This window comes from Rhodococcus sp. Z13 (assembly GCF_025837095.1).
Classification (GTDB): Bacteria; Actinomycetota; Actinomycetes; order Mycobacteriales; family Mycobacteriaceae; genus Rhodococcus; species Rhodococcus sacchari.
The window spans coordinates 3,004,000-3,026,090 of the sequence record NZ_CP107551.1; the positions used below are offsets into that span (position 1 = coordinate 3,004,000).

Here is a 22,091-nt window from a genome sequence, read left to right on the forward strand (position 1 = left end):
TGGGGTGTCGGTGTGGGGGTGGGGGCGGCCGGGGGCGCGGCGGGGGCGGCTGGTGCAGGGTCGACGTGACACCGGCTCTGGGGCTGGTGTGGGGGTGTCGAATGTGAGGATGTCGAAGAGGGTGGGCTGGTGGTACGTCATCAGGGTCACTTCGCCTTGTCCTCGCCGTTGTGGGTGGGGTGGCGGTGGAATCCGTCGTCGAGGATCGCTTCGACGATGTCGGGGATGGATGCGCCCGACAGGTAGCCGTGGGTGATCAGGGAGTGGAGCTGCTGCCGGTCCGCCTCTTGCTGCTCGTGGTATTCGCGGAGTGCCATCAGTGATTCGATGACCTGCGGGGTGCGGAGGAGTTCGGCGCGGAGCTCGGGGTCGGGGGTTTCCCAGCCGTGGTGCTTGCTCCAGATGATGAGGTCGGAGCAGGTGAGGCACACGGCGACGTCCCCGTCGTCGGGTGGGTCGGTGACGTCGTCGGGGCCGAGGAAGTCGCTTCCGCAGGTGGGGCAGCGGGTGGAGACGGGGGTCATGTGAAGTAGGTCCTCTCCGGGGTGAAGTGGACTCGCATGTGTTCCCCGGCGATGCGTTGCTGCTCGATCATCGGGACGGTGGTGGTGTTGTCGGGGCTGCCGTCGAACCATTCGGTGATGAGTCGCCAGTCGCATCCGTCGACGGGGCAGGACTTGTAGGCCTTCGGCCGGCGCTCAGGCACAGCACTCACTCCTCAGTGTTTCCTCGAGCTGTTCGACGAGTTCGGGCTGGGTTGTGGAGTCCCAGTCCTCGGGGAGGACGACGACAGCTCTGAGATCGTTTCCGCAGTCGCACGCGTACTGGACGGTGAGTCGGTGGCCGCCGGATTCGTAGGCCTGCCCGGTTTCGGGGTCGACGACCGGGGAGAGGAATTCGAGGGTGCTGGTGGTGTCAGCCACGGTGGTCCTCCTCGTCCTCGTCGCTGCTGGCGTCCTCCTCGCCGTCGGCAGGGGCTGCCTCCAGGGCGCCGGCGGCAGCGAGGTCCCGCATCAAACGTGAGGCCTCGGCCGCGAAGTCCACATCGCTCGCACCCACCGACACCCGCACCGGCGCATCCAAGCCGAGGAGCTTCGAACGACGATCCGAGATCCGCACCAGCGACGACACCGCCGACGACGCAGCCGACACCACCGACGGATCCCCCGTCTTCGGCAGCGACAGCAGGTGCCCGAGCTGCACCCGATGCAACTGATCCAGCCGATCCGCCTCCAACGCCCGGTACTCCTCCACCGCCTCGAACTCCGTCCGATCCAACAACCGGCGGGCAGCGTTGTACGCCGAGGCCCGATCCGCATACCCAACCTCCTCGGCGATCTCCTGCCACTGATACCCCTGCCGGCGCAGCTCGAGTGCCTTCCAAGCCCGCATCGTGGCGTCGATGTTGTCGGGGGCCATTGGTGATCTACTGCCCATTGGTGTGCCTCCTGGGGTTGTGGGGTGGTGGGTTGTCTGTGGTTTGTGGTGGATCCGATGGCATGGGTTCTAGCTGGAGGCCACGCAGTACTACGGCTGCGGCTTCGTGCAGCAACTCAGCAATGTCAGGTGTGTCGTCGCGGCCCCACCGCTTGACTGAGACTTTCTCGACGGTGAGTTCGCCGGAGTCGCTCACGACGCGGATTTCGACTCGTGCCATCAGTCCGCCTCCGGATCTTGTGGCTGCTGCGTCGAGTGGGTGTTGATGAACTCGCACCAGTTGGTGTCGGCCAGCCAGGTTTTTCCCATGAGGTGCGCGGTCCAGTTCAGGAGTTGAGCGTGGGTATGGAGTTTGCTCACGGGGATGCGGTAAGGGTTGTTGTCGGTCTCTGGATCACAGTCCGCATGGTGGGTGCGCCATCGAATGGGGCCGCCTATCGCATCTAGTGCAGATGCCTTTAGCACTACAGCTCTTTCGTTTACGGTGTCTTGTGGGACCCCCCGTTCTGCAGCTATCCGAGATACGGCTCGGTTCATGACCACTCGAGTTCGTTCTCTGCGTTGAAACACTGCGGACTTATCGATGTGCACGTAGCCGGTCTGGCCTTGGACCGGCTTTCGGCAGGCTTCGCAGATGTGAGTCAGGTTGGTCATCGTTCCACTGCCTTCGCGTTGCTGACTGCGGCGAGGTATCCGGCTAGGTAGTCCAGATCTGCCGGGCTGTGTTCGCTGATGTTTCCGTGGACCGTGGGTTGTGCATCGATCGCGCCGGGTTCGGGGAGTTCGACGATGCCGAAGCGGGCGAGGATCTGGTCGAGCTGGTGGCCGAGGATGTCTTCACCGATCCATCCGCACCAGCATTCGACCTGCTCGCCCTTCGGACGTGTGGAAGACCAGGAGCGCATCGAGTGGCCGACGAGGACATTCCGGAGTTCGTCGCGGATGCTCATGCGATCACCACCAGTGCGAGTGCTGCCGCGGCGATGAGGACAGCCCAGACGAGCAGGGCGGCGGGCACGGGTGGCATGTTCTCGCGGACGGGGCCGCTGTTCAGGCTAGTCATCGACACCCTCGGGGACCTCGGGGGACTCGATGTAGTAGCGGTGAGAGGTCAGTCCGGACAAGGTGACTACCGATCCGTAGGACCATCGCCAGCCGTGAGGGGCACTTCCGCTCCGGTGGGCTTTCCCGTGGGGGGGTGAAGACGGCGAGGACGTCGTCGGGGACGTCGCGGAGGCGGGACCACTGACGCAGGGTCTTGGTGTCGTTGCCGTCGCCGTCGAGTTCGTCGAGTCTGTCGAGGACGGCTCGGATGCCGGCGCGGATTGCCTCGCGGTTGATCTCGCTGAGTTCTTCCCATCCGAGCCAGTCGTCCTCGATGGCAAAGTACTGCATGCCATCGGCGTAGACCTTGGCGAGTTCGTCGATGAATGCGGCGCGCTCGGTGTGCTCGCGTTCGATCAGGTCGGCTTCGTCACGCAGGACTTTGGCGGCGTGGTGAAGGTGCATGGTTTCGAGGAAGTCGGCGTTTGCGCGCATGGCGGCGATGCGGACTTCGACCGGGATGTCAGGGTCAGGCATATCGGGATCCCTTCTGACCGGGAGCGTTCGATCCGGTGCACGTGTGATCGTGGTGGGTGGCTTTCGGGCAGCGTTTGTTTCCGCAGTCGGGACAGACGATGAAGTCCCACGTGGGCATGATCCGCGGGTCGTATTGCTCCATTGCGTCGATGTATTCGTCCTCGCAGGTGGAGCACCAGCAGGAGCAGATCGGTTTGACGATGACGTCCTGGTGGCGGACTTTCACGCGGGTGCTGCGGTTGTCGGATGATGCTTCGAGCCATCCGTTTTTGAAGACGCGGTCGACGGTCAGTTCCATGATTGGGCCGAACGAGACTCCGGGCTTCAATTTGACGCGGGCGCCCACTCTCAGGGGTGCAATCTCGGTGGTCATCGGGTCTCCCAGGTGGTGATGGGTGGCTGGTAGGGCTGCGGTGTGTGGCAGCCGGTGAGGAGGGCCGCCACGAGGTAGCCGATCGTGAGGGCCGCGGTGGCGTGGAAACGAGTCATGCCTCACCGCCCAGGGTGCATACAGCCGTCGTGGTTCGTGCGAGTACTTCGGCGGTCTCCCACATGCGGAGTGGGTGGGAGGCGGTCCAGCCGGTGAGGGCCTTCCAGCAGAACTCTTCGTCGCCGGCCGCGATGATTTCCATGCGGGGTGCGTGTCCGTGGAGGTCGGGGTCCGGGTGTTCGCCTGCCGGGTCTCCACTGAAGTAGATGACGGCGAAGTGCATGGTGGGGTCTACGGCCACAGTTCACCTCCAATGGCCTTGTGAATGGCCCGCCCCCACGCCTTGTCGCCGGGGTCGTCGAGACTGAGGGCGTAGTCGGCGACCTCCCGCACCCGCTTCAACGCTTCGAACGCCTGCTGTTCACGCGTGAGGGTGTCGTGGAGGGCCTGCTCGCAGTAGTCGAGCTTGGTGCGAGGTGCCGGGGCCTGGGTGGGCTCGGGTGTCTCGGTGAGGATTTCGACGGGGAGTTCGACGGCGGAGGCTTTGCAGGATGTGTTGCCGAGCCAGAGTCGTCCGGGGGTGTTGTCGGTGGTGAAGGTGCGTCCGAGGGCGCCGAGTTCGCGGATGTGGGTGCCGGCGGGGAGGTTGTAGAGGTCGGCGGTGGTGTAGACGACACCCGGTTCGGTGGCGGTCACGAGTCCGCCCCCGCGATCACGCCTCGATAGAACCCTGGCTTCACCAGGTCATCGCGGCCACTCTCGTAGGCGAGGACTGTCAGGTTCGCGACTCCGATGCGGAGCTGCTGCTGTCCCATGAACTCGATGACGTCCATGAACGACCATTCGGCAAGCTCCGCTATGTCGAGTCCTGTCGCAGTGGACAGCGCCTCCAACACCTCGCCGGACTCGAACAGGTCACGGTCCGGGGCGAACTCGGGAAGCTTCCGATATCGGCCGAACACCATGTTCGCGACCCATTCGTTGATGTCCGGGTCGAGGACGATTCGCACTGCGTCGTCCGGTATTCCACCCCATCGGCGGAGCGCTTCGATCCTTGCTTCGCCCCGACGCTTGCTCTCCTCCTCGAGTTCCTGTCGTTCCTTCTCAGTGAGGACGTGGAAGTGCAGCGAGGATTCAGCGAGGGCGACTACGTCGTCGAAGTTCTTCGAGGTGAAGTACTCTGTGCCGGCGCTGGGGGTTCCCAGTTCTCGAAGCAGGGAGGTCTCGTTGTCCCGGTAGCCGGTGTGTGGCACGGAGAGCCACAGGCGGGTGATGTCGGCGCCGAACTTTCTGGCGTGTTCCCAGTGCGTCCGTATACGTCCGCGGGGGTTGTTGGTCCGGCCGACCTTCATGGTGCCTGTCGAAAACTCGATGATGTACAGGTAGCCGTCGAATCCGCTCCCGTTTGCTCGCCGCACTTCTGGGAGTTCCCAGAGTTTCACGCCGTTCGAGGTGTAATGCGTGGTGGTCATCGGCGGACCGCCTTCACGACGCCCTCGTAGTGTCGGTTCCACACCTGGTCGAACAGGTGCCGGTCAGCCTGGGTGTATGCGTAGACCTCGCGCACGGTGCCGTTCGGCAGCTCCTGGTATGCCTTGCCGGGGGCTTCGCCGTGCTCGGCCACGTACAGGCCCTTGAGTCGCTTGCCGAAGCCGGGGGCTTTCGCAGTGACCAGGTCGGCGTCGAGTCCCTTGGACGACAGGTAGTCGGAGACGTACAGGGGGATGCTGGTGGGGTCGAGTTCAGGCTTCTCTCCGAGTGCCCGGGCGAGAACGACCCGGCCCTTCGCTTCGAGGTGCTTCGGATCGACGATGCCCTTCAACGCCTGGAGGACGTTGGCCTGCGCCTGTGCCTGGCGGGCGAGTCGTTCGAGCTGGTCCTCGGTGGCGGAGGGGTTGATGGCTCCACCATCGTGGAAGTACGAGTCGAGGGCGTCTGCGGCTTCGTTCTGGAAGGCGATGACCGTGGGGCGGACGTCTTCGTTGACTCGGCTCTCGTCGATGGTGGCGAGCCACATGGTCATGGTCCGACGGTCGATCATGTACATGTCGCGGGACTTCCCGTCCTCCGCAACCGAGGTCATGATGACCCCGGTTGCCCACGCCTTGGCCTGGAGTTTGCGCCGCTGACTGCGGTCATCGATGCCGATCGCTTCGCACATCGGCTTGAGTGCGACCATCGGTCGGCCGTTGATCTCGGCGGCGGTGATGGTGGCGTTCGTGCCGGGGACTGCGATCTGCACTACCTGTCCGGTAGTGTTCGTGAGTGACATTCGAGGCTCCTCCTCGGGTGTCCACGCCCCGCGGAGTTGCTGCTCCGGCGGGGCCTTTTTCGTTGTTGTCCTGGTCAGACTAGCCGAATGACACGCGGGTTGCACACCGCTTGTCGGCGTGTCTCTATGCGCCCTTCTCGGTCCTCGCCTGCTGGTACAGCGATCGCAGACTCGGCCGCGACTCCGGCGGCCTGACGTGCCCGCAGACGTTCTTTCCGACGTAGCCGTCCTCATCGCACAGGTCGCATTCGTCGATGGCTCTGCGGCGCTCCTGGGCGGCGATACGGCGTGCCTCTTTGCGGGCCTCGATCGCCAACCGTTCCTGTTCGGCGTCCCAGGCTTTCCGGCGCCGGCGTGCGTCCCCGCAGGGGCCGCACGGGGCCTCGCTGCCGTCGGGGTGTTGGGGGCAGTGGGAGGGGGGTGGGGTGGGGTCGTCGTTCGCGCGCGCGACGTTCCCTTCCGTACTTACGTAACCCCCTTGGAGAAATGGAGCAGGAGAAGGAGCAGGAGTAGGGCCGGGGTTGGCGGTGGGGTTGACCCCTACCCTTGGGTTTTCGTTAACCGGGGGGTTCGGCGAGGGGTTAACCGAAGGGTTGGGCCAACCCTTAGCCCAAGGGTTAGCCGAAGGGTTGGCGGAGGGGTTGGATCGGGGGTTGAACGGCTCCAACGTCGCCGGATCAACCGGCTTCTGAGACAGCATCGACACCACCGCCTCCCGCTGCCACGACGACAGTCCCGGGTTCGCGGCGCGGATCTTGAGCACCTCGTGCACCACCACCCCCCGCAGCGTCCGGGACGCCAGCTCGGCGCGTGCGTTCGCCATCGACACGGCCATGTTCGGGATCTTCCACAGCCCGTCGTGCTTGACCCACGACCGGATCAGGAACTCCCCCGTCACCTCGTCGATGATCAGAAACAGATCCCGGGACAGTTCGACGGCCGCGGCCTCCACCGCCTCGGGTGTCCAGTCCTTCGCTTTCGTCGAGATCTTCCCCGGATGCCACTCCCCCGCACCGCAGTACGACAGCCCCGGCGAGTGCCACAGGGTGTGGTAGAGGTGCTGGGCGGGTGGGGTGCAGTCGAGCCAGTCGTCGTCACCCCAGATCGCGAGGTTCATGCGTGAGTGATCCTTGCCAGTGGCGGCCATCAGACGGCCCTCCCCGAAGCAAAGGTGTGGGTGATCTTGGATAGCATTCGGCTATCCCCCTCTCTGGTGAGTTCAGTGAGTGGGGTGAGTGGGCCTGTGGCGTGTGACCAGCACTCCACAGGCCCCGCCCATCCTAGTGACAAGTGGCAGGGATTCCACATGTCGATCCGGTCAGGTCATCTGTGAGGGGCACCGGCTTCCCCGACATCGGGCACGCATGGTGCGCCGTGTCCTCGTGGGGCCGAACCCGCCCGGTGTGCTCGGAGGCGAACACCTCACGCCGGCACACCGGGCAGCACACGGTCACGACTCCGACTCCGGGACGTAGGCGGTGCACTGGCATTCCGTGCACCACGGCGGCTCACCATCGGTGACGATCAGCCAGTGCGCGGCCTTCTCGTGACCGCAGGCGCAGACGTTCACCACAGCGTCAACTCCTCCACCTCGACGACCACAGGCCGATCAACCGTCGTGCGGCCGAGGAACCGGTCCACGATCGCCTTCTGCGCTTCCCGGCCGCCCTCGAAACGCTCGCGCCGGGCCTGGGCCCGAAGCTCCCCGGGGATCGACTCGCCCCACCGGGTGATCTGCTGCCAGGTCAGCGTCACCGCGTGGGCCGGGTCCGACGCCTTCCGGGAACCGAAGTAGTCCCCCGCACCGGTCATCGCGATGCCCCACGGGTACGTCCGCAGGCCCAGGCCGGCGGCACGCCACTCCGGATCCTTCGCGGTCGCACCACCTCTCCGTTCCCGGAGGTGGCTGATCCAGTGCTCCGGGACGTCGATGAGGCCGAAGACCATCCAGTCCTCGAGCTCGCCGAGGAGCCGCAGCTGATCCGGGGTCATGACGCACGCTCCCACGATCCGTCCGGCCCGTAATCGCCCTCGTCGAGGTCCCATTCCTGCCCTGTCTGCGGATTCCACACGTGGTCATGCCCGCAGCGGGTGCAGCGTCGCAGGACCAGCCGGTAGGGCCAGTGCGGGATGTCGACTCTCCCCTCGGCGGTGACGCGATCGGCACGGACACCGCAGTGCCAGCACATGGCCGGGGGAAGCGGCTCCGAGGTGCCATCCGCTTCGGTCCGGCACATGAACGGGTCCGGCGTGAACTCGCCCCACGTGACCGGGTGTCCATCCCAGGCGACGGGGAGGCGCCGCTGCTCGGCCGTCATGACCGGTCTCCGATCGTGCGCTCGAGGCCCACCGCCGCGGACCGGTACGCCACCGACGCCCGAGAGTCCCCGCCCTCCACATCAGCCAGGAGGTGCAGGTGCTGCGCGTACTCCCGGACCCGGCGCAGGACGCGGCGCAGCTCGTCGACCTCGGCCACCATCCCCGACAGGGCAGTCTCGGCGTCCTCGAGACGCTCGCGGGTGCGCTGCCACTCCTCTGGCGGATCAGCACCCGGGTCGCCCCACCCGACGGCCGCGGCGGTCATTCCGCACCTCCGAGGTACTCAACTTCCCAGGTCGGATGCAGCGTCATGATCTGGCCAAAGCAGTTGTCGAGGCGCACTCTCAGGTAATGACCGCGCGCGGCGACGATGGTCCCAATCCACCGACGCCCCTCGCCGCGGTAGGCGATCCGGGTGCCGCGCTTCGCAGGTACGCCGTAGTACCGGCGGATTGATTCCATGCTCACTTGGTGTCTCCGATGTGGATGAGTGCTTGTCCGGCGTGGTCGCAGGCCCAGGCGGTGATGGTGAGCCATCCGGCGAGGCACATGGTGGAGACCCCGGCCAGATACACCGCGGTCCTCACGACGCACCACCGTCGACACCGACATAGCGGATGAACAGGCGCCCGCCTCGGCTCACAGCCTCGAACGATCCTTTCGGCGCGAACCCGATCCGCCCCTGCCTCACCCCGCCCGCGAACTGGGTGGCGGACTTGAACGGGTCCTCCTCCGTGGATCGGTACTCCACCCACTGTCCGCGGTTCGCCTTCGCGAACGCGATGAGTTGCTCACGCTGCTCCGGGATACGGCGGCCGACCAACTGCCCACTGCCGGGTATATCGCTCTCGTCGACGATCTGGAACGCCGGCGGGGTGTTGCGGGCACGCCGGGCCTCTTCGCGCTGCATACGCCGGAACTCCCGGTCGTCCTGGTCGCGCAAGGTGATGGGGGTGACGGTCATCGCAGAATCCCCTCGGGGAGGCCGTTCTCGGCGAGGAACTCCTCAGCTGCACCGTCGAGCTCGGCGACGTCCGCGGCGACCGTGTGCAGGTGCTTCAGTGCGTTGAGCTTGTCCGGCCGGTAGCCGCTCCAGTGCATGTCGCCTGCCACCACGACCGGCGCCTGGGTGTAACCCAGCACCGCCACCTCGTCTCGAGCAGCCGGGTCCTGATCGACGTAACGCAGCGCGTACGGGGTGCCCTGACGGTCGAGGTGCCGCTTGGTAGCGATGCACTGCTGGCAGTTCTCGGTCTTCGCGAAGAGCGTGACAGGGACGGGATTGGACTGAGTCACTGAGTGTCTCCGATCGTGATGGTGAGCCAGAGGGAGCCGGGCAGGCCCTTCTCTGCGGGGTGAATCAACGGCATGAGCTTCGTCATGAACCGTGGGGTGTCATCCGGGACCAGGCCGTGATCGACGAGACCGTCGAAACACGCCTTCCCGGTGGCGATGAGGTTGTCTTCGTCCCGGCGTCGGTTGTCGCGCGGCCGATAGTGCAGACACACCGTGGCCCGCTCGCAACCGGTCGGGACCTTCGCCTCCTTGGCGAGCCATGCAGTGGTCGAGCGGACCTCGCGCGTGACCCGAGCCCGGACGCGGTAGTGCATCCGGTCGTTCAAATTCAAGGGCGGCTTCGAGTACGGGAGTTGGATCGTCCACACGTCGACACCGCACACCTTCTCGACGCTCACAGGACTACCCCACTCGGGGTGGACTGCATCCGGGCCGCCGCCAGCAGCGCCGCCGCGGTCTCGGCGAGCTCGTCGTCGGACAGCACCTCACCCGCCACCCACACGTCCCCATCGGCAACGGTGGCGAGCTGCAGGTCCCCACACTCGGCCTTCCAGGTGGTGCCATGCTCGTTCGTGAACGACGGCGCCGGCAACTCCACCACCTCGTGGCGTTCGAGGATCGCCGCCGCAACCTCGTTCGCCGGGGTCAACACGAACTCGGGCGAGGACGGCATCAGGGTCTCGGCGATCAGCTTCGCCAGCGCGGAATGAGTCATCATGCCTGCAGCTCCTTTTCGATTGTCTCGGCGATGGAGAATGCGCCCGCATCCGCAGTGCGCTCGAACTCCGCGCGCATCACCAGTGCGATGTATTCGGCACCCTCGCGCGAGACACGGATAGCCGTGACCGGCTCAATAATCGGGTGGTCGACGCAGATGTTGAGGTCGCCTTCATGCGCCCAGGCGTCACATGCACTCATGCCGCACCGCCGATCCCGCGGCCGGCCAGCTCGCGCAGGTACTCGTCGACATCCGCGGTCCACCAGAACAGCGGAGAGTTCCGGGCCCGGCCGGACTTGAACGCCTTCCGGTAGAACGGGTGCGAGGAGGAATCCTCGCGGCGCTTCTTGATGGTCCGCGTACTCACTCCGATGGCGACGGAGACCTCCGACAGGGTCATCTTGTCCTTGTGCGGGCTACGCCGGAACGGTGCGCGCTCGCGCAGCTCCTCCTCGAGCTCTGCGCACTTGGCGCGCAGCTCGTCCCGCTCGGCGGCAAGGTCGGCGAGCAACTCCTCGATGAGGTTGTTCACCCGGGATTTCGCTGCATCCACGAAGTCGGGATTCGTCACGGATCAGGTGTCCTTTCAGAAAAGAGTCGGTGGGTTGGATTGCCGGGGTGGCGTGGTGCGCACATCTGGTGCGCCGGATCAGGACTCCGTTCGGCACGCCACCCCGGCAGGTCTTCTCAGCCGGATTGGGCCAGGTCGGCGAGGCGGACGCGTATCGCGTTCGAGACCTCGCCGTAGCGGTAGCCGAGCTTCTCGGCGTTCTGCGTCCACAGCGCCCGCAGCTCGTCCTCCGACTGCGCGGAGTTGACCTGTTTGAGCAGCTCCTCGACGTCCACCGTCGGCGGCTCCGGCTCCGGCTCGGGCTCGGGAGCACGACCGCGCTCCTCCTCGGCGTCGTGCAGGTCGCCCTTGTGCCACAGATCCAGGGCAGCACCGAACCGCATCCCCGCGTTCCGCAGGGCGTCGCCGATGGCCTCCTTGATGGCGTTGCCGCCGCGCTTGCCCTCGGCGTCGCCGTAGCCGATGCGGGTCACTCCGCAGATCGTGAGGCGGATCCACAGGCCGCCGTTCGCATCGAACTGCGGCAGGCCCTTCTCGTCGAGTGCGAGGGGTTCCCAGGTCCACTCGGGGTCGACCTCGAGGAACCGGTCGGTGAGGGCGGCGTGCCCGACGTAGTCGAGGTGCACCGCGGGCATCCCGTGGTAGCTGGCGCATTCTTCGCACCAGGCCTTCTTGGCGTCCTTGGAACGCGGCTTCGGGAGTTTCCCGATCTGGTGGTCCGGGAACGGCTCCCGCAACCGAACGAGAGCCTTCAACCGATCGTCAGTCATCACCCTCACCACCTTCGAGGGCGAGCACCTCGGTCCAGGACAACTCGCCCGAGGCGGTCATCTCCTGCACCAGGTCGACAATGTTGCGCGACGGCGTGAACCGCGGCGCCGGATCCCGCACCGGAGGAGTGCTCACCGCCACCCCCGGAAGATCGAAGTAGTCCGGGCAGCCCTCCGCCTCATACCGCTCGAGCACGTACGCCTCGAAGCTCTTGCGGCCCTGCTCGGTCAGCTGCACCACTGTCTCGACCATGCCGTCGCCGAACAACTCGGTCAGCCACGCGAACGCCTGCGCCTCGTCGGTGATGACGATGTGAGGCTTCGGCTTCGACGCCTTCGGAACCGTCGCATAGCCGAGCTCAACGCCGGCAGCGTTGTGGGCGTATACGGTGCCTCGCCGCAACTGCGCGGCCAGAGTCGACTTCGCCCGGGCCTCCACCTCGGCGAGTTGCTTCTTGGCGGCGGCCACCAGGGCCAGGGTTCGTACAGCGGTGTTGATATCGGTCCCGCTCGTGGTGTTCTCGATGCTCACAGCGGGGCCTCCTCTCGGTCTGCGTCGAGCAGCAGCTCGGCGTGGTAGTCGTCGTCGATGTCGCGGTAGATCGCGCAGTCGGGTTCGTGCCCGAATCGGGTGCGGGCGCAGGTGCAGTCGTCACGCCACCGCATAGCCGTCCCTCTCCGCCTTCCCCGGGCAGCCCTCACAGGTGCCGCCGATCCAGCCGCAGCACCGACCCGGTCCCTGAGCCTCCGGCTCGACCCAACCGCAGTCCGCCTCGTGCTGAGGGAACCCAGGCGCCGCACCGGCACAGGTGCACTCGCCGTGGCGGCCACGGCCCTTCAGATGCGGGGTGACGTAGATCGTGCTCACAGCCCACCCCCAGCGAAGTAGAAGACCGATCCGACCGTGGCGCCCAGGGTGACCACCCACAGCACCGCCGCGGGCCACACCCGCTTCGGCACCGGCGGTTCGGTGTCATCGGGGTCGACGATCAGGTCGCCGCGGTCCACCGCGAACACCTGGGTGAACGTCTCGTCCGCAACAGGGGTCGGCTCGTTCGCGACCGCAGCCTTCTCTTCGGCGGTCAGCTTCCGGTTCAGGATCGACATGATCAGGCCCCCTTCACCAGCTCGAAGCACGGCGCAGCGGCAACGAACGTGTCATGCAGCGCCAGGATGGACTCCTGCAACGTCTCGCCACGGGCGAACATCACCGCACGCTCCGGGCCGGGGTAGACGTTCGCCCCGTGGAAGTCGAGCGTCACGACCATGTGGGCCAGCCAGCCACCCTCCAGGGAGGGGGTGAGCACCGGGGCCCTGTCGGGGGTGCCGTAGAACTCGGCGAGTTCTTCGATTACGACGAGCAGTTCATCGCTGGTAAGCTGCTGTTGCATCTTTGATTCCTTCCAGGTGATCGATGCTCGGCCGTCCCGCGCCATCGGGGCGGCCGTTTTCTTTGCGTCCTCCATGTCCGAGCGGGTCACGCGGACACCTTCTGATTTGTCTTGTAGGCACCACTTTCCACAACCGGCATGGCGATGGATTCATGGAGGGTGAAGAGGCTCTCCCAGGGGGTGCCGAGCTTCTTGGCCAGCGCCCCGGCGAGCGCGGCCGACAGGGTGGTCATCTTGCCGGTCTCGAGAAGACTGATCGTCTGTTGCGTGCAGCGCACCATAAGGGCCAGATCACCCTGGGTAAGCCCCTTCATCACACGCAGGGTCTTGAGCGTCTCAGGATTCTTCACCCGCATCCATATCCCCTTCCCGTAAAGCCGCCGGGCCTGTGCCCTCTTCGCCGTGGTTCCCATCTTGCCCCCTTACTTGTATCACTGACAAGCCGAGTAGACACCACACTTCACCACTTGTCAATGCGACAAGTGGAATCTGTGTCGTACGCTGCGGATATGGTTCGACTACTTGTAATCGCCTAGGTGGATTACTGGAACAAGTAGACCCAGTGGAAGGACAGTCGAGACATGCCAGAGCCACACGAGACCACCGCACTCTTCCCGCCCGGCCGTGTCACCCTGCAGGCCCTCCTCGACTACGCCGCATCCAAACGCAAGATGTCCGGCCGCAAACTCGCCGAACTTGCCCAGTCCAAGGGCTTCGAGATCACCCACACCACCATCAACGGCATCCGCAACGGCTCCTATCGCTTCCAACCCTCCGACGACTCCATCCGCGCTATCGCCTGGCTGGCCGGCGTCCGCGACGAGACCGCCTTCGAGGCAGCCGGCCGCAAACCACCAGGCAAGCCCTTCGCCGAAGAGCTGCCGCCCGGGGTGGATCGCCTCGGACCGAAGGAGCGCAAGGCGGTAGTCGAGGTCCTACGGGTCCTCGTCGCCCAATCCACACGGATCGACGAACTCGAACGTGAACGTGACAGCGTCCTCGGAAACTGGAGCGACGCCGAGATCGTCCCCTTCGGACACGACCCCAAGACCCTCGCCGCCCGGGAAGGACAAACCCAGGACGCTCGCGAATCCGAGCAGGGCACCCTCGACCTCCCCGACCCCGACGGCCCGGAGTTCGGCGCCTGACAATCACCGGGAGGTGTGACATTCCGGGGTGAAGCGGCGCGTCGATACGGACAAACTGATCGAACAGGTGTTCTAATTTCCGCCATGCCGAAGACCCGGAAATGGCATCCCTGGAGACACCTACGCGACACCTACCCGCACATCTCCGTCAGCTTCGTCGACCTCCGCCCCCTCGGGCTCCTCGGCCGCATCACCCACCACGGCATCGAAATCGACCGGTCCAGCCGTCAACGAGAGCGCCGCACCACACTCACCCACGAGCTATGCCACCTCGAACGCGGACCGGTCCCCCGCCACCCCCACTTCGCCCGCCGCGAAGAACGCACCGTCGAAAGTCTCACCGCACGGCGTCTGATCCCACTCGACGCCCTGATCGACGCCCTCGCCTGGTGCGGCGGCCGAGTCACCGACGAAACCGCCGACGAACTCTGGGTCGACCTCGACACCCTGCGTACACGCATCGACACCCTCACCCCGAGAGAACGACGCTACGTGCAATCCGAACTCGACCGCCGACTCCGCTCCTAACCACACACCTGGAGGCCACACGATGGGACGGCCACCCCTGCCGATCGGCGCGCACGGCAAGATCGCGCGCACCCAACTCCCCGACGGCCGGTGGCGTGCGAGCTGCCGCGTCCGGGACTTCGACGGCGTCACCCGCAAGGTTTACCGGGAGACGCCCTTCGGGCAGCGCGACCGCACCGGTGCCGTCGCCGAACGCTATCTGCTCGAGGCGCTCGCCGAGCGGTCCACCCCGCAGGACGGGGACATCACCGCCGACACGAAGGTGCGCGTGTTGTGGCCGGAGTACCGGAAAAAACTCGTCACCGCCGGCCGGGCCGCGTCCACCCTAGTGAACTATGACCGGATTGCCGCCCGCATCGTCGATGGCCTGGGCGAGCTGAAGATCCGCGAGGCCACCACCCCGCGCCTCGAGAAGTTCGTGCACGAGATGGCCGACCGCCACGGTGTGCCGACCGCGAAGAACGCCCGGACGATCCTGCTCGGGATGTTCAAGCTCGCAGTGCGGTACGGGGCGTTGACCGTGAACCCGGTCCGGGAGGTCACCACCCCGCCGCGCAAGGGGCCGCGCCGGACCGCGCGGGCGATGGACGCCGCCACACTCGCCAAGCTCTTGCGGGACGTGCACGAGTCCACGGTGCCGTGCCCGCCGTGCCCGACGCCCGCGGAGCGCCGCAAGATCAAAGGCGTCCTGCACCGGCGGGTGCCGACGGTGGCCGAGTTCTGCGCCGCCACCGACACCGCGGACGTCGTCGTCCTGTTCGCCGCCACCGGATGCCGCATCGGCGAGCTGCTCGGCATCCGATGGAAGGACGTCGACCTCGACGAGAAGGTCGTGCACATCACCGGCAAAATCGTCCGCATCACCGGCAAGGGCTTGATCCGGGAGGACATGACGAAGACGCCGGCGGGTATGCGAACGTTGCCGCTGCCGGACTTCGCGGTCGCCATGCTGCAGCGGCGGGCGCAGATCGGGCCGCTGGTGTTCGAGTCGCTCAATGGTGGCGGGCCGCGGCATCCGACGACGGTGTCGCGGCAGTGGCTGCAGATCCGATCGGCGCTCGGACTCGACTGGGTCACCACCCACACCTTCCGGAAGACGGTGGCGACGCTGATCGACGAGGAGGGGCTGTCGGCGCGTGTGGCAGCTGACCAACTCGGCCATGCCCAGGTGTCGATGACAACTGACACGTACTTCGGCCGGGGCCGGACCCACGCGGCGGTGGCCGAAGTGCTCGAGGGGGTACTTGGTGGTGATATCCGGTACGTTTCCGGTACATCTGGGCCGTCCAACGACGATGGCGAACCCGCGGCGTGAGCGGCCGCAAGCCGCCTACCTCGGCAGATGTCGGACTTCCGGTCGTTCGGGGGTGCTCACTGTGGCATTACTAGCCGTTACCTGCCGGTGATCTACGGCGCCCGCTCCCCGGTTCCGTCCGGGGTGTCGGAATTCCTGTTGTCCGTCAGCCCCGGGATATGCGGCAGCTCGAACGGGAACGGCCGGTCCGTGGTGGTCGTGGACGTGCCGGTCGTCGACTCGGACGATCCCGGGCCGGTGGTGTCCTGCGGCGACCCCGGCGTCGGCGACCCGGTCGGGGCCACGGTCGTCGTCGGCACCGGCGTGTCGGTCGTGGTGTACGGGGTCTCGGTGGGGGTCGCGGTCTCCGGCACGAGCGGCACGTACGGCGTCGAGGAGATGACCACGGCGTCGGCCGGGGGCGGGGTGGAGTCCTCGGGCTGGTTGAGGAACAGGTAGAGGAACCACAGACCCAGCCACAGCAGGCACAGCGCCAGGGTGGTGGTGCGGACACGGCCGCCGAGGATGTGGGCGGGGATGTGCCGGCGGGGCTTCTCGCCCTTCTCGTCGGCCTTCTTCCCCGTGTCCTTCGGGGGCTCCTTCTTCGGGTCCCTCTTCGCGGTCTCGCCCACTACGCCTCCGCCTTCACTACGCCTCCGCCTTGTCGACGACGCTGACCGTGTCGAGCTGCGGCGATACCGTGATGCCCTGTTCACGCAGCTTGGCGGCGATCCGCGCCCGCAGCAACCGCCCGACCTGGAACTGTTTGCCGGGCAGGGTGCGCGCGACCATGCGGACGCTGAGCTGGTCGACCTCGAGGCTCTCGACGCCCATCACGCTCGGCTCGTCGAGCAGCAGCTCCCGCACTCGCGGCTCCTTGTACGCGGCCTCCCCCAGCTTGCGCAGCATCTCGGTCACGTCGGCGATGTCGGCGGTGACCGGGATCGGCACGTCGACGACGGCCCGCGCCCAGTCCTTCGACAGATTGACCGCCTTGTTGATCTGGCCGTTGGGGACGATGATGACCTCGCCGGCGGTGCTGCGCACCCGGGTGATGCGCAGCGTGACGTCCTCGACGGTGCCGACCGCGTCCTCGGACGCGCCGGTCACGGAGATCTGCACGGTGTCACCGAAGCCGTACTGCCGCTCGGTGATGATGAAGAAGCCGGCGAGGATGTCCTGCACGACGCGCTGCGCGCCGAAGCCCAGTGCGGCACCGAGCACCGTGGCGGGCGCGACGAGGCTGCCGATCGGCAGTTCCAGGAAGTCGAAGACCTTCAGCGTCGCAACGATGTAGACGAAGGAGATCGTCATCCAGGTGACGACCTGCGCCACCGAGTGCCGGTGCTTCGTCGCCTCGGAGCGCACCAGATCGTCGGACTGCATGTAGCGCTCGTCGATCCGGCGGGTGACGCGTTCACCCAGCCACGAGATGAAACGGGAGATGATCACCGCACCGAGGACGGTCAGTGCGATGAGCAGCCCGCTGTGGGAGAGCCAGTCGAGGATCCTGCTACCGGGAAAGGCCATCGAGACATCCTCTTCTGCGGTCTAGGACTTCTGTTCCTCACGCATACGCCACCGGATGCCTGCCTCGAGGAAGCCGTCGATGTCGCCGTCGAGCACCGCCGAGGGGTTGTTGACCTCGTACTCGGTGCGCAGGTCCTTGACCATCTGGTAGGGGTGCAGCACGTACGAGCGCATCTGGTTGCCCCACGAGCTGCCGCCGTCGCCCTTGAGGGCGTCCATCTCGGCGCGCTCCTCCTGGCGCTTGCGCTCGAGGAGCTTGGCCTGCAGCACGCGCATCGCGGCGACCTTGTTCTGCAGCTGCGACTTCTCGTTCTGGCAGGTGACCACGATGCCGGTGGGGATGTGGGTCAGGCGCACCGCGGAGTCGGTGGTGTTGACCGACTGGCCGCCCGGACCGGACGAGCGGTAGACGTCGACGCGGACGTCGTTCTCGTCGATGTCGATGTGGTCGGTGGTCTCGACGACGGGCAGCACCTCGACCTCGGCGAAGGAGGTCTGGCGGCGGCCCTGGTTGTCGAAGGGGCTGATGCGGACGAGGCGGTGCGTGCCCATCTCGACCGAGAGGGTGCCGTAGGTGTACGGCGCCTTGATCGCGAAGGTGGCCGACTTGATGCCCGCCTCCTCGGCGTAGGAGGTGTCGTAGACCTCGACGCCGTAGCCGTGCTTGTCGGCCCAGCGGATGTACATGCGCATGAGCATCTCGGCCCAGTCCGCGGCGTCGACGCCACCGGCGCCGGCGCGGATGTTGACGAGCGCGTCGCGGTGGTCGTACTCACCCGACAGCAGGGTGCGCACCTCCATCGCCTCGATGTCGGCGCGCAGGCTCTCGCGTTCGGCGTCGGCGTCGGCCAGCGCAGCGGCGCGGGCGTCGCCCTCCTCGCCCTCGGCGAGCTCGTAGAGCACCGGCAGGTCTTCGAGCCGCTGGCGCAGGCCCTCGACCCGGCGCAGTTCGCCCTGGGCGTGGGACAGTTCGGAGGTCACCTTCTGGGCGTGCTCCTGGTCGTTCCACAGTTCGGGGTCCGCCGCCTGGTGCTCGAGTTCGTCGATGCGCCGGCGCAACTCCTCGACGTCGAGGACCGTCTCCACGGTGCGGAGGGTGGTGTCGAGTTCGGCCAGGTCTGCGGAAACATCGGGATGCACGGTGTACAAGCCTACCGACTACCGTGCTGGGCATGGCCACCGACTACACCGCCGATCTGGACCTCGCCCTCCGTCTCGCCGACGAAGCCGACATCATCACCCGCGACCGCTTCGGTGCGCTGGATCTGAAGGTGGACGACAAGCCGGACCTCACCCCGGTCTCCGACGCCGATCTGGCCGTCGAGCGCGCGGTGCGGGAGATCCTCGCCGAGCAGCGGCCCGACGACGCGGTGCTCGGTGAGGAGTTCGGTGGCGACGCGGTCTTCCGCGGCCGGCAGTGGGTCGTCGATCCGATCGACGGCACGAAGAACTTCGTGCGCGGTGTGCCGGTGTGGGCAAGCCTGATCTCGCTGCTCGAGGACGGCGTGCCCGTCGTGGGCGTGGTGAGCGCTCCGGCGCTGAACCGCCGCTGGTGGGCGGCGGCGGGTGGCGGGGCGTGGACCTCGCACGACGGCGGGCAGCCGCGGCGGATCTCGGTGTCGCAGGTGACCGATCTCGCATCGGCATCGCTGAGCTTCTCGAGCCTGAGCGGCTGGCACGACCGCGGTATCCGCGACCGGTTCGTCGCGCTGACCGACGAGGTGTGGCGGGTGCGCGCCTACGGCGACTTCTTCTCCTACTGCCTGCTCGCCGAGGGCACCCTCGAGATCGCGCTCGAGCCCGAGGTGTCGCTGTGGGATCTGGCCGCGCTCGACGTGCTGGTACGCGAGGCAGGTGGACGGTTCACGAACCTCGAGGGCGCGGACGGTCCGCACGGCGGCAGTGCGGTCGCGACCAACGGTGTGCTGCACGACGAGGTGCTCACCCGGCTGAAGTGACCGGCGAGCCGAGATGACCGACCGGCCCCACGCGCGGCGTTCCGCGCGTGGGGCCGGTGCTCGTCAGTGGACCGGAAGGTGGACAGCGCGCGCGAGAGTCGGCAGTTCGGGATCAGCGGAACTTACCGCGCAGTAGACACCGACCTTACTCAGAAGTAAGATCGGAACCATCCGCTGCCGCATCGAGAGACTTCTGGTGATCATGAGCAAGCAAGACAGCGTGGCCCGCCACACGCCTCGCGACACGTCCGCCGTCGGCCTGAACCCGATCAAACGCGACGCCATCGGCACCGCCATGCGCGTGCTCACCCGGATCACGGGTTCCGAACTCGCGGACCGCTATCGGATCCGCGAGACGATCGACCGGATCACGTACCAGTCCACGAAGACGGGCTTCAAGACCCTCGGCGCCGCGACCCGCACCTTCAAGAAGATGTCGGGCGGCGCGACCGGCCCGCAGCGCCTCGACGCCGCGAAGAAGTCGGATCTGTTCGACCTCACGCCCACCGAGGATCAGCAGATGATCACGGAGACGGTGCGCGAGTTCGCCGCCGAGATCCTCCGTCCCGCCGCACACGACGCCGACGCTGCCGCCGCAGCCCCGGCCGACCTGCTCGCCCGCGCCGCCGAGCTCGGGATCACCCTGGTCAACGTCCCCGAGGCGTTCGACGGTGCCGCCGACGAGCGCGGCGTGGTGACCAACGTGCTCGTGGCCGAGGCCCTCGCCCATGGCGACATGGGACTCGCACTGCCGATCCTCGCGCCGAGCGGTGTGGCCGTCGCCCTGACCCAGTGGGGCACCGAGGACCAGCAGAAGACCTACCTGCCCGCCTTCGCCTCCGACGACGTCCCGCAGGCCTCCGTCGTGATCGCCGAGCCGCGGCCGCTGTTCGATCCGTTCGCGCTGCAGACCAAGGCGGTGCGCTCCCCCAGCGGCTACCGCCTCAACGGCGTCAAGTCGTTCGTGCCGGCCGCCGGCAGCGCCGAGCTGTTCGTCGTCGCCGCCGAGCTCGACGGCAAGCCGTCGCTGTTCCTCGTCGAGGCGAAGAGCAAGGGCGTCGTCATCGAGGCCGATCCCGGCATGGGCCTGCGCGCCGCGAGCCTCGGCCGCCTGCACCTCGAGAACGTCGCCGTGCCCGAGGCCGCCCGCCTGGGCGACGACGATCCGGACGTGCGGGCCGAGCAGTACGCCGACGCCGTGCGCCTGTCGCGTCTCGGCTGGGCCTCCCTGGCCATGGGCACCGGCCAGGCCGTGCTCGACTACGTGATCCCCTACGTCAACGAGCGTCACGCGTTCGGTGAGCCCATCAGCCACCGGCAGGCGGTGGCTTTCATGGTGGCCAACATCAAGATCGAGCTCGACGGTCTGCGGCTCGTCACCCTGCGCGGTGCGTCGCGGGCCGAGCAGGGCTTGTCGTTCGCCCGCGAGGCGGCACTCGCCAAGAAGCTCGCCACCGACAAGGGCATGCAGTTCGGCCTCGACGGCGTGCAGCTGCTCGGCGGCCACGGCTACACCAAGGAACACCCCGTCGAGCGCTGGTACCGCGACCTGCGGGCCGTCGGCGTCGCCGAGGGCATCGTCCTCGTCTGAGCGGACCGACCCGAACCAAGGAACCTGTGATGATCAATCTCGAACTCCCCAGGAAGCTGCGGGCTTCCGCGAACCAGGCCCACCAGGTCGCCGCGCAGATCTTCCGGCCGATCTCCCGCAAGTACGACCTCGCCGAGCACGAGTACCCCGTCGAACTCGACACCATGGCCGCCATGGTCGAGGGACTCAACGACTCCGGCCAGGGTGCGGCGGGAGCGACGCTCGGCCGCGACGCCAAGGCCAAGCAGGATGCCGCCGCGGCCGGGAACGTCAACGGCGGCAACATGGCCGGCCTGCTCAACGTCATCGAGACCTGCTGGGGCGACGTCGGACTGACCCTGTCGATCCCGTACCAGGGCCTCGGCAACTCCGCGATCGCCGCGGTCGCCACCGACGAACAGCTCACGCGGTTCGGCAAGGTGTGGGCTTCCATGGCGATCACCGAGCCGGGCTTCGGTTCCGACTCCGCCGCCGTGACCACCACCGCCGTCCTCGACGGCGACGAGTGGGTCCTCAACGGCGAGAAGATCTTCGTCACCGCCGGTGAGCGCTCCACGCACATCGTGGTGTGGGCGACCGTCGACAAGTCGAAAGGCCGCGCCGCGATCAAGTCGTTCGTCGTGCCGCGCGACGCTCCCGGACTGTCGGTGGCGCGCCTCGAGAAGAAACTCGGCATCAAGGCGTCCGACACGGCGGTGCTGGTGCTCGACAACTGCCGCATCCCGAAGGACAACATCCTCGGCTCCCCGGAGGTGAACACCGAGAAGGGGTTCGCCGGGGTCATGCAGACCTTCGACAACACGCGCCCGATCGTGGCCGGTATGGCCGTCGGTCTCGGCCGTGCCGTGCTCGAGGAGCTGCGCGGGATCCTGAAGGAGGCGGGCATCGAGGTGTCCTACGACGTGCCGCCGAACAACCAGCACGCCGCCGCGGCCGAGTTCCTCGCCCTCGAGGCCGACTGGGAGGCCGCCTACCTGCTCGCCCTGCGCGCGACCTGGATGGCCGACAACAAGCAGCCGAACTCGCTCGAGGCGTCGGTGTCCAAGGCCAAGGCCGGTCGCACCGGCACGGCGGCGTCGCTGAAGGCCGTGGAGCTGGCCGGTACCTACGGCTACTCCGAGCGCCCGCTGCTCGAGAAGTGGGCGCGGGACTCGAAGATCCTCGACATCTTCGAGGGAACCCAGCAGATCCAGCAGCTCATCGTGGCTCGCCGGGTGCTCGGAAAGACGTCCTCCGAACTGAAGTGAGCCGCGAGGA

At 66.9% G+C, this 22,091-nt stretch carries 38 protein-coding genes and 1 pseudogene; 6 read left to right on the forward strand and 33 right to left on the reverse strand.

Annotated features, from left to right (window positions below; all coding sequences use genetic code 11):
• Window positions 1–146: 146 nt before the first annotated feature.
• The 30 genes and pseudogenes from OED52_RS13750 to OED52_RS13895 all read right to left on the reverse strand — a co-directional run bounded on the left by OED52_RS13750 (window position 147) and on the right by OED52_RS13895 (window position 13,198).
• Window positions 147–524: a hypothetical protein gene (locus OED52_RS13750; RefSeq protein ID WP_264151424.1), complete on the reverse strand. Its 378-nt coding sequence runs from the start codon at window positions 522–524 to the stop codon at window positions 147–149.
• The gene (locus OED52_RS13755) at window positions 521–706 is read right to left on the reverse strand and encodes a hypothetical protein (RefSeq protein WP_264151425.1); all 186 of its coding nucleotides are present in this window, start codon (window positions 704–706) and stop codon (window positions 521–523) included. Before OED52_RS13755 ends, OED52_RS13750 begins: the two co-directional genes overlap by 4 nt.
• Complete coding sequence (locus tag OED52_RS13760; RefSeq protein WP_264151426.1) at window positions 699–923, reverse strand: hypothetical protein; 225 nt, start codon at window positions 921–923, stop codon at window positions 699–701. Before OED52_RS13760 ends, OED52_RS13755 begins: the two co-directional genes overlap by 8 nt.
• Window positions 916–1,419: a hypothetical protein gene (locus tag OED52_RS13765; protein ID WP_264151427.1), complete on the reverse strand. Its 504-nt coding sequence runs from the start codon at window positions 1,417–1,419 to the stop codon at window positions 916–918. Before OED52_RS13765 ends, OED52_RS13760 begins: the two co-directional genes overlap by 8 nt.
• A gap of 237 nt (window positions 1,420–1,656) precedes the next feature.
• Complete coding sequence (locus tag OED52_RS13770; protein WP_264151428.1) at window positions 1,657–1,797, reverse strand: hypothetical protein; 141 nt, start codon at window positions 1,795–1,797, stop codon at window positions 1,657–1,659.
• Between the two features lie 290 nt (window positions 1,798–2,087).
• The gene (locus tag OED52_RS13775; protein WP_264151429.1) at window positions 2,088–2,387 is read right to left on the reverse strand and encodes a hypothetical protein; all 300 of its coding nucleotides are present in this window, start codon (window positions 2,385–2,387) and stop codon (window positions 2,088–2,090) included.
• A 109-nt stretch (window positions 2,388–2,496) separates the two neighbouring features.
• Window positions 2,497–3,018 carry a hypothetical protein gene (locus OED52_RS13780; RefSeq protein WP_264151430.1) on the reverse strand — a complete coding sequence of 174 codons (522 nt, stop codon included), beginning with the start codon at window positions 3,016–3,018 and terminating at the stop codon, window positions 2,497–2,499.
• Window positions 3,011–3,391 (reverse strand): hypothetical protein, encoded by a 381-nt coding sequence (locus OED52_RS13785; RefSeq protein WP_264151431.1) that lies wholly within the window; start codon window positions 3,389–3,391, stop codon window positions 3,011–3,013. The genes OED52_RS13780 and OED52_RS13785 overlap by 8 nt, the downstream gene beginning before the upstream one ends.
• Window positions 3,392–3,739: 348 nt before the next feature.
• A complete protein-coding gene (locus OED52_RS13790) occupies window positions 3,740–4,144 on the reverse strand; it encodes a hypothetical protein (RefSeq protein ID WP_264151432.1) in 405 nt (134 codons plus the stop codon).
• Window positions 4,141–4,920, reverse strand: coding sequence for a GIY-YIG nuclease family protein (locus tag OED52_RS13795; protein ID WP_264151433.1), 780 nt, complete (start codon window positions 4,918–4,920; stop codon window positions 4,141–4,143). Before OED52_RS13795 ends, OED52_RS13790 begins: the two co-directional genes overlap by 4 nt.
• Complete coding sequence (locus OED52_RS13800; RefSeq protein ID WP_264151434.1) at window positions 4,917–5,690, reverse strand: phage antirepressor N-terminal domain-containing protein; 774 nt, start codon at window positions 5,688–5,690, stop codon at window positions 4,917–4,919. Before OED52_RS13800 ends, OED52_RS13795 begins: the two co-directional genes overlap by 4 nt.
• Window positions 5,691–5,844: 154 nt before the next feature.
• A complete protein-coding gene (locus OED52_RS13805) occupies window positions 5,845–6,837 on the reverse strand; it encodes a hypothetical protein (protein WP_264151435.1) in 993 nt (330 codons plus the stop codon).
• 333 nt (window positions 6,838–7,170) lie between these two features.
• Window positions 7,171–7,293: a hypothetical protein gene (locus OED52_RS13810; RefSeq protein ID WP_264151436.1), complete on the reverse strand. Its 123-nt coding sequence runs from the start codon at window positions 7,291–7,293 to the stop codon at window positions 7,171–7,173.
• Window positions 7,287–7,712 carry a hypothetical protein gene (locus OED52_RS13815; RefSeq protein WP_264151437.1) on the reverse strand — a complete coding sequence of 142 codons (426 nt, stop codon included), beginning with the start codon at window positions 7,710–7,712 and terminating at the stop codon, window positions 7,287–7,289. Before OED52_RS13815 ends, OED52_RS13810 begins: the two co-directional genes overlap by 7 nt.
• Window positions 7,709–8,038 carry a hypothetical protein gene (locus OED52_RS13820; protein WP_264151438.1) on the reverse strand — a complete coding sequence of 110 codons (330 nt, stop codon included), beginning with the start codon at window positions 8,036–8,038 and terminating at the stop codon, window positions 7,709–7,711. Before OED52_RS13820 ends, OED52_RS13815 begins: the two co-directional genes overlap by 4 nt.
• A complete protein-coding gene (locus OED52_RS13825) occupies window positions 8,035–8,304 on the reverse strand; it encodes a hypothetical protein (protein ID WP_264151439.1) in 270 nt (89 codons plus the stop codon). The genes OED52_RS13820 and OED52_RS13825 overlap by 4 nt, the downstream gene beginning before the upstream one ends.
• The gene (locus OED52_RS13830) at window positions 8,301–8,507 is read right to left on the reverse strand and encodes a hypothetical protein (protein ID WP_264151440.1); all 207 of its coding nucleotides are present in this window, start codon (window positions 8,505–8,507) and stop codon (window positions 8,301–8,303) included. The genes OED52_RS13825 and OED52_RS13830 overlap by 4 nt, the downstream gene beginning before the upstream one ends.
• Window positions 8,504–8,626 carry a hypothetical protein gene (locus OED52_RS13835; RefSeq protein ID WP_264151441.1) on the reverse strand — a complete coding sequence of 41 codons (123 nt, stop codon included), beginning with the start codon at window positions 8,624–8,626 and terminating at the stop codon, window positions 8,504–8,506. The genes OED52_RS13830 and OED52_RS13835 overlap by 4 nt, the downstream gene beginning before the upstream one ends.
• Window positions 8,623–9,003, reverse strand: coding sequence for a hypothetical protein (locus tag OED52_RS13840; protein ID WP_264151442.1), 381 nt, complete (start codon window positions 9,001–9,003; stop codon window positions 8,623–8,625). The genes OED52_RS13835 and OED52_RS13840 overlap by 4 nt, the downstream gene beginning before the upstream one ends.
• Before the next feature lie 92 nt (window positions 9,004–9,095).
• Window positions 9,096–9,335: pseudogene (locus OED52_RS13845) on the reverse strand (glutaredoxin family protein); the annotation flags it as partial.
• Window positions 9,332–9,733, reverse strand: a complete 402-nt coding sequence (locus OED52_RS13850) for a RusA family crossover junction endodeoxyribonuclease (RefSeq protein WP_264151443.1) — start codon at window positions 9,731–9,733, stop codon at window positions 9,332–9,334. The gene OED52_RS13850 and the pseudogene OED52_RS13845, both read right to left, overlap by 4 nt.
• Window positions 9,730–10,053, reverse strand: coding sequence for a hypothetical protein (locus tag OED52_RS13855; RefSeq protein ID WP_264151444.1), 324 nt, complete (start codon window positions 10,051–10,053; stop codon window positions 9,730–9,732). The genes OED52_RS13850 and OED52_RS13855 overlap by 4 nt, the downstream gene beginning before the upstream one ends.
• A complete protein-coding gene (locus tag OED52_RS13860) occupies window positions 10,050–10,253 on the reverse strand; it encodes a hypothetical protein (RefSeq protein ID WP_264151445.1) in 204 nt (67 codons plus the stop codon). Before OED52_RS13860 ends, OED52_RS13855 begins: the two co-directional genes overlap by 4 nt.
• Window positions 10,250–10,624: a hypothetical protein gene (locus tag OED52_RS13865; protein WP_264151446.1), complete on the reverse strand. Its 375-nt coding sequence runs from the start codon at window positions 10,622–10,624 to the stop codon at window positions 10,250–10,252. Before OED52_RS13865 ends, OED52_RS13860 begins: the two co-directional genes overlap by 4 nt.
• Before the next feature lie 116 nt (window positions 10,625–10,740).
• A complete protein-coding gene (locus tag OED52_RS13870; RefSeq protein WP_264151447.1) occupies window positions 10,741–11,394 on the reverse strand; it encodes a hypothetical protein in 654 nt (217 codons plus the stop codon).
• Window positions 11,387–11,926 carry a hypothetical protein gene (locus OED52_RS13875; RefSeq protein WP_264151448.1) on the reverse strand — a complete coding sequence of 180 codons (540 nt, stop codon included), beginning with the start codon at window positions 11,924–11,926 and terminating at the stop codon, window positions 11,387–11,389. The genes OED52_RS13870 and OED52_RS13875 overlap by 8 nt, the downstream gene beginning before the upstream one ends.
• Window positions 11,923–12,060, reverse strand: a complete 138-nt coding sequence (locus tag OED52_RS13880) for a hypothetical protein (protein ID WP_264151449.1) — start codon at window positions 12,058–12,060, stop codon at window positions 11,923–11,925. The genes OED52_RS13875 and OED52_RS13880 overlap by 4 nt, the downstream gene beginning before the upstream one ends.
• A gap of 198 nt (window positions 12,061–12,258) precedes the next feature.
• Complete coding sequence (locus tag OED52_RS13885; protein ID WP_264151450.1) at window positions 12,259–12,501, reverse strand: hypothetical protein; 243 nt, start codon at window positions 12,499–12,501, stop codon at window positions 12,259–12,261.
• A gap of 2 nt (window positions 12,502–12,503) precedes the next feature.
• On the reverse strand, window positions 12,504–12,875 hold the full coding sequence (locus OED52_RS13890; RefSeq protein ID WP_264151451.1) for a hypothetical protein: 372 nt from the start codon (window positions 12,873–12,875) through the stop codon (window positions 12,504–12,506).
• Window positions 12,872–13,198 carry a helix-turn-helix transcriptional regulator gene (locus tag OED52_RS13895; RefSeq protein ID WP_264151452.1) on the reverse strand — a complete coding sequence of 109 codons (327 nt, stop codon included), beginning with the start codon at window positions 13,196–13,198 and terminating at the stop codon, window positions 12,872–12,874. The genes OED52_RS13890 and OED52_RS13895 overlap by 4 nt, the downstream gene beginning before the upstream one ends.
• Window positions 13,199–13,366: 168 nt before the next feature.
• Between OED52_RS13895 and OED52_RS13900 the strand changes: the two genes are divergently transcribed.
• The 3 genes from OED52_RS13900 to OED52_RS13910 all read left to right on the forward strand — a co-directional run bounded on the left by OED52_RS13900 (window position 13,367) and on the right by OED52_RS13910 (window position 15,776).
• Window positions 13,367–13,933, forward strand: a complete 567-nt coding sequence (locus tag OED52_RS13900) for a hypothetical protein (RefSeq protein ID WP_264151453.1) — start codon at window positions 13,367–13,369, stop codon at window positions 13,931–13,933.
• 84 nt (window positions 13,934–14,017) lie between these two features.
• Window positions 14,018–14,461 carry an ImmA/IrrE family metallo-endopeptidase gene (locus OED52_RS13905; RefSeq protein ID WP_264151454.1) on the forward strand — a complete coding sequence of 148 codons (444 nt, stop codon included), beginning with the start codon at window positions 14,018–14,020 and terminating at the stop codon, window positions 14,459–14,461.
• A 22-nt stretch (window positions 14,462–14,483) separates the two neighbouring features.
• Complete coding sequence (locus OED52_RS13910; protein WP_264151455.1) at window positions 14,484–15,776, forward strand: site-specific integrase; 1,293 nt, start codon at window positions 14,484–14,486, stop codon at window positions 15,774–15,776.
• Window positions 15,777–15,868: 92 nt separating this feature from the next.
• On the opposite strand, the gene OED52_RS13915 is transcribed toward OED52_RS13910, so the two are convergent.
• The 3 genes from OED52_RS13915 to prfB are packed head-to-tail and all read right to left on the reverse strand — an operon-like array spanning window position 15,869 to window position 18,425.
• The gene (locus tag OED52_RS13915) at window positions 15,869–16,387 is read right to left on the reverse strand and encodes a hypothetical protein (protein ID WP_264151456.1); all 519 of its coding nucleotides are present in this window, start codon (window positions 16,385–16,387) and stop codon (window positions 15,869–15,871) included.
• A 16-nt stretch (window positions 16,388–16,403) separates the two neighbouring features.
• Window positions 16,404–17,285, reverse strand: a complete 882-nt coding sequence (locus tag OED52_RS13920; protein WP_264151457.1) for a mechanosensitive ion channel family protein — start codon at window positions 17,283–17,285, stop codon at window positions 16,404–16,406.
• Between the two features lie 21 nt (window positions 17,286–17,306).
• Entirely contained in the window at window positions 17,307–18,425 is a 1,119-nt protein-coding gene (gene prfB, locus OED52_RS13925) for a peptide chain release factor 2 (RefSeq protein ID WP_264151458.1), read from the reverse strand.
• 32 nt (window positions 18,426–18,457) lie between these two features.
• Between prfB and hisN the strand changes: the two genes are divergently transcribed.
• The 3 genes from hisN to OED52_RS13940 all read left to right on the forward strand — a co-directional run bounded on the left by hisN (window position 18,458) and on the right by OED52_RS13940 (window position 22,081).
• Window positions 18,458–19,243, forward strand: coding sequence for a histidinol-phosphatase (hisN, locus tag OED52_RS13930; RefSeq protein WP_264151459.1), 786 nt, complete (start codon window positions 18,458–18,460; stop codon window positions 19,241–19,243).
• Window positions 19,244–19,439: 196 nt separating this feature from the next.
• Window positions 19,440–20,834, forward strand: a complete 1,395-nt coding sequence (locus OED52_RS13935; protein ID WP_264151460.1) for an acyl-CoA dehydrogenase family protein — start codon at window positions 19,440–19,442, stop codon at window positions 20,832–20,834.
• A 29-nt stretch (window positions 20,835–20,863) separates the two neighbouring features.
• Complete coding sequence (locus OED52_RS13940; protein ID WP_264151461.1) at window positions 20,864–22,081, forward strand: acyl-CoA dehydrogenase family protein; 1,218 nt, start codon at window positions 20,864–20,866, stop codon at window positions 22,079–22,081.
• Window positions 22,082–22,091 lie beyond the last annotated feature (10 nt).

Excerpts from the sequence above, each read along its gene's own strand:
- OED52_RS13905 (WP_264151454.1), top strand. The coding sequence starts at position 14,018 with ATGCCGAAGACCCGGAAATGGCATCCCTGGAGACACCTACGCGACACC.
- OED52_RS13895 (WP_264151452.1), bottom strand. The coding sequence starts at position 13,198 with ATGGGAACCACGGCGAAGAGGGCACAGGCCCGGCGGCTTTACGGGAAG.
- hisN (WP_264151459.1), top strand. The coding sequence starts at position 18,458 with ATGGCCACCGACTACACCGCCGATCTGGACCTCGCCCTCCGTCTCGCC.
- OED52_RS13820 (WP_264151438.1), bottom strand. The coding sequence starts at position 8,038 with ATGACGGCCGAGCAGCGGCGCCTCCCCGTCGCCTGGGATGGACACCCG.
- OED52_RS13795 (WP_264151433.1), bottom strand. The coding sequence starts at position 4,920 with ATGACCACCACGCATTACACCTCGAACGGCGTGAAACTCTGGGAACTC.
- OED52_RS13910 (WP_264151455.1), top strand. The coding sequence starts at position 14,484 with ATGGGACGGCCACCCCTGCCGATCGGCGCGCACGGCAAGATCGCGCGC.
- OED52_RS13785 (WP_264151431.1), bottom strand. The coding sequence starts at position 3,391 with ATGACCACCGAGATTGCACCCCTGAGAGTGGGCGCCCGCGTCAAATTG.
- OED52_RS13780 (WP_264151430.1), bottom strand. The coding sequence starts at position 3,018 with ATGCCTGACCCTGACATCCCGGTCGAAGTCCGCATCGCCGCCATGCGC.
- OED52_RS13825 (WP_264151439.1), bottom strand. The coding sequence starts at position 8,304 with ATGACCGCCGCGGCCGTCGGGTGGGGCGACCCGGGTGCTGATCCGCCA.
- OED52_RS13815 (WP_264151437.1), bottom strand. The coding sequence starts at position 7,712 with ATGACCCCGGATCAGCTGCGGCTCCTCGGCGAGCTCGAGGACTGGATG.
- OED52_RS13775 (WP_264151429.1), bottom strand. The coding sequence starts at position 2,387 with ATGAGCATCCGCGACGAACTCCGGAATGTCCTCGTCGGCCACTCGATG.
- OED52_RS13900 (WP_264151453.1), top strand. The coding sequence starts at position 13,367 with ATGCCAGAGCCACACGAGACCACCGCACTCTTCCCGCCCGGCCGTGTC.
- OED52_RS13855 (WP_264151444.1), bottom strand. The coding sequence starts at position 10,053 with ATGATGACTCATTCCGCGCTGGCGAAGCTGATCGCCGAGACCCTGATG.
- OED52_RS13870 (WP_264151447.1), bottom strand. The coding sequence starts at position 11,394 with ATGACTGACGATCGGTTGAAGGCTCTCGTTCGGTTGCGGGAGCCGTTC.
- OED52_RS13860 (WP_264151445.1), bottom strand. The coding sequence starts at position 10,253 with ATGAGTGCATGTGACGCCTGGGCGCATGAAGGCGACCTCAACATCTGC.
- OED52_RS13805 (WP_264151435.1), bottom strand. The coding sequence starts at position 6,837 with ATGAACCTCGCGATCTGGGGTGACGACGACTGGCTCGACTGCACCCCA.
- OED52_RS13750 (WP_264151424.1), bottom strand. The coding sequence starts at position 524 with ATGACCCCCGTCTCCACCCGCTGCCCCACCTGCGGAAGCGACTTCCTC.
- OED52_RS13885 (WP_264151450.1), bottom strand. The coding sequence starts at position 12,501 with ATGTCGATCCTGAACCGGAAGCTGACCGCCGAAGAGAAGGCTGCGGTC.
- OED52_RS13840 (WP_264151442.1), bottom strand. The coding sequence starts at position 9,003 with ATGACCGTCACCCCCATCACCTTGCGCGACCAGGACGACCGGGAGTTC.
- OED52_RS13920 (WP_264151457.1), bottom strand. The coding sequence starts at position 17,285 with ATGGCCTTTCCCGGTAGCAGGATCCTCGACTGGCTCTCCCACAGCGGG.
- OED52_RS13940 (WP_264151461.1), top strand. The coding sequence starts at position 20,864 with ATGATCAATCTCGAACTCCCCAGGAAGCTGCGGGCTTCCGCGAACCAG.
- OED52_RS13765 (WP_264151427.1), bottom strand. The coding sequence starts at position 1,419 with ATGGCCCCCGACAACATCGACGCCACGATGCGGGCTTGGAAGGCACTC.
- OED52_RS13880 (WP_264151449.1), bottom strand. The coding sequence starts at position 12,060 with ATGCGGTGGCGTGACGACTGCACCTGCGCCCGCACCCGATTCGGGCAC.